This window comes from Candidatus Aegiribacteria sp. (assembly GCA_021108005.1).
Taxonomy (GTDB): Bacteria; Fermentibacterota; Fermentibacteria; order Fermentibacterales; family JCC-6; genus Aegiribacteria.
Genome location: JAIORS010000122.1, coordinates 1 through 2,910 on the forward strand (window position 1 = coordinate 1; position 2,910 = coordinate 2,910).

Sequence of the window (2,910 nt, forward strand, 5' to 3'; positions counted from 1 at the left end):
CCAATTTTCCGCAGCGCGTATGCCTTTCATTGATGGCGTCAGCGGCTGGTCAAGATCGGAGATCGACCCAAGGATGAATTTAGTGATTTCCTTTTTCCCGAAATCCGTATTGCGAAGGAACTCCGGCAGTCCGTCAAATACTTCAAGCGTCTCTGTGAGGTTCGGGTCTCTGAAAGATCCCAGGAAGAATCTGCCATCCCTGGCAAATTTGGCAAAGACACCGTAGGCACCGCCCTGCACGCGGATTCGGTTCCATAGATATGTCAATTGTGATATTGTTGATACTACCCGCATAACTCCGGTATACTCGTATCCAAGCTGACTGAAATCAAAACCCTTTACCACATATTGAACCATACCGGGGGTATAGAGCCCCTCATTAATAACCGGGGTCTCAAAGGAGTACTCAACAGGAACTGGGATATCACTGGCCAAATGTTCAAATAGAGCCGGGAATTCCTTCTGGAATACAGGATAGTCTTCTTCGCCAATGGTAATGCTGGCAAGGAGATTATTCCGATTGAAGATAAGTCTGGCTATGCCTGCCAGCTTGTTTTTAATCTTATCAACACTGTTATCAAAATTTTCCGCCATGTCCGAAATAGCCCTGTACAGTTCCAGTCCCTCGATCTGCTCGGAGTATTGATCTGCGGGAGACATGTAAGAAAACAGTCGACGCCTGGCAATCACGTGAGACCTGAAATTGATATACATCTCCAGGCGTGATTTCATTTCCTGTATGATGTCCTTCAAACGGCTCGTGTTGCTAAAATCTGTATGACCGAGAACCTCACCCAGCAGCTCAATCATTCTGGGCAATTCGTGAATGAGTGCCCTGGACTGAACCTCCAGGCGGGGTATCATCGCTCCGGTACGTATGTGCTTATAGACACCAATATCCAGATCGATGCCACCGGTATGGATGTTCAATTCGTTTGCGAGGTCGCTGTAGTCATGGTTTTCCGTATCGGTTCTGGACACCACCCGCGTTAGAAGAGCAAGATAGGGCAAATCCTCTGCCGGAACGACACCACTGTCAAAATAGAGATTCAGATAAGCTATATTGTTGGTAAAAAGATAATGTGCCAGTACCGGGATGCCTGCCTCCTCTTTTTCAACAAGTGGCAGTTCTTCAGCCGCGCCTTTAATATCCCCGCGGGACAGACAGGGAATTTTGGCCAGTGCCTCAGGGGTGTCAGCTATGTTCTGATGTTCACTGAGAGCCTTTGTCTGCTCGACCAGTTCTTTAATCTGTTCAGCGGACAGTGTTGCCTTGTAATCGGCCAGCTCCTTCCGGAGTACCGTGTTTTTATCTTCCTCAAGACCCTTTCTGGGACGCACAATAAGAAGGGACCTGTGATTATTCTTGAGTAGATGCTCCTCTATGAGTTCTTCAAAGTAGTTTTCTGTCAGTCCCCTTCGGAGTATTCTAAGTGCAGGTTCATATTCAAGGGGAGTGAACGGGGTTTCGCCATGCAGCCAGGTGGAAAGACTCTTCATGGCATAGAAAAGCCCCTTTGGATATCCCTGGTAATCAGCCTCACGCAGTTCAAACTCCATTGAGTTAATCGAGGCTTCGATGAGTTTTTTGTCTATACCTCTTTCGACCAGTTTATGGAGTGTTTTGAATACAACATTTTCGAATTCATCTTTTCGGTCCTCGTTGGAGTTCTTCAGTACAACGCTGAAAGGAGTCTGAAGCAGATTACCTATGTATTGACCAAATACATCCTTGCCAAGCCCGGATTCAAGAAGTGCCTTTTTCAGAGGTGCCGCTGGAGTATCCAGAAGCAAATGCTCCAGAATCTCAAATGCCAGGCAGAGATCAGGGTCTGTTGATCTGGCTGTAACCCAGCTGAGACACAGATAAGTCTTCCCCTCCTCGGTTTCTTCCTTAGAAACAGGATAATCAATCGTCATTTCTACCGGTTTGTCAAAAGCGGTCTGCATGTTAATCACTGAATCAACATTGCGGGAATTGAAGCCTTGCAGGTACTCGTCGTTGATGAATTTGAGCTCTTTCAGCGTATCGCCGTCACCGTATAGATGGATATAGCTGTTTGAAGGGTGGTAATACTCACTGTGAAATGCGCAGAACTGTTCCTGTGTAAGTTCTGGTATCACATCGGGATCGCCTCCTGAATCCACTCCATAGGCTGTGTCCGGAAACAGAGATTCGAATATTTTTCTTGTCAGCATCGCTTCGGGTGTGGAATATTCCCCACGCATTTCATTGTAGACAACACCTTTGTATGTGATTTCCTCTTCAGGGCTGTTAAGCTCGTAATGCCAGCCTTCCTGCATCATGATATCAGGCTGAACAAGGAGATTGGGATAAAGAACTGCATCAAGATAAACATCCATCAGATTGAAAAAGTCCTTTGTATTTCTGCTGGCTATTGGATACATGGTTTTGTCCGGGAAAGTCATAGCATTCAGGAATGTTTTGAGCGAACCCTTCAGCAATTCTATAAATGGCTCTTTGGAGGGGAATTTGCGTGAACCGCAAAGTACCGAATGCTCAAGGATGTGCTGCAATCCTCTGCTGTCCTGTGGCGGAGTACGGAAAGCGATTGAAAATAACTTGTTGTCATCACTGTTCTCAAGTTTCACAAGACGAGCACCGCTTTTTTCATGTTCGAACAAAAGGCCTTTTGAGTTGACCTCACTTATATCATGCTTATCAATAAGTACGAAACCGTGATAGGTTTTTCCCGTTTCAAATGCCATCGCGTTCCCTTCGTATATGGTGGGATTGTTGTTGAATATGTTTGTGAAATTCAAGTCTTGTCTTCAATTAGATATTATATTTTAGTTCCTTATTTGCATGTTAGATTGACATAAATGCCCGGATGCAAGACCTGATAACATATAGCCGACCCCCCACATGATTAGTAAATTATGATCATC

Annotated in this window: 1 protein-coding gene; it reads right to left on the reverse strand. The window is 45.4% G+C overall.

Features of this window, described 5'->3' with window-relative positions; all coding sequences use genetic code 11:
• A partial coding sequence (locus tag K8S15_07540) for an insulinase family protein (protein ID MCD4775889.1) occupies positions 1-2,784 on the reverse strand: 2,784 nt, incomplete at its 3' end.
• Between the last annotated feature and the right edge of the window lie 126 nt (positions 2,785-2,910).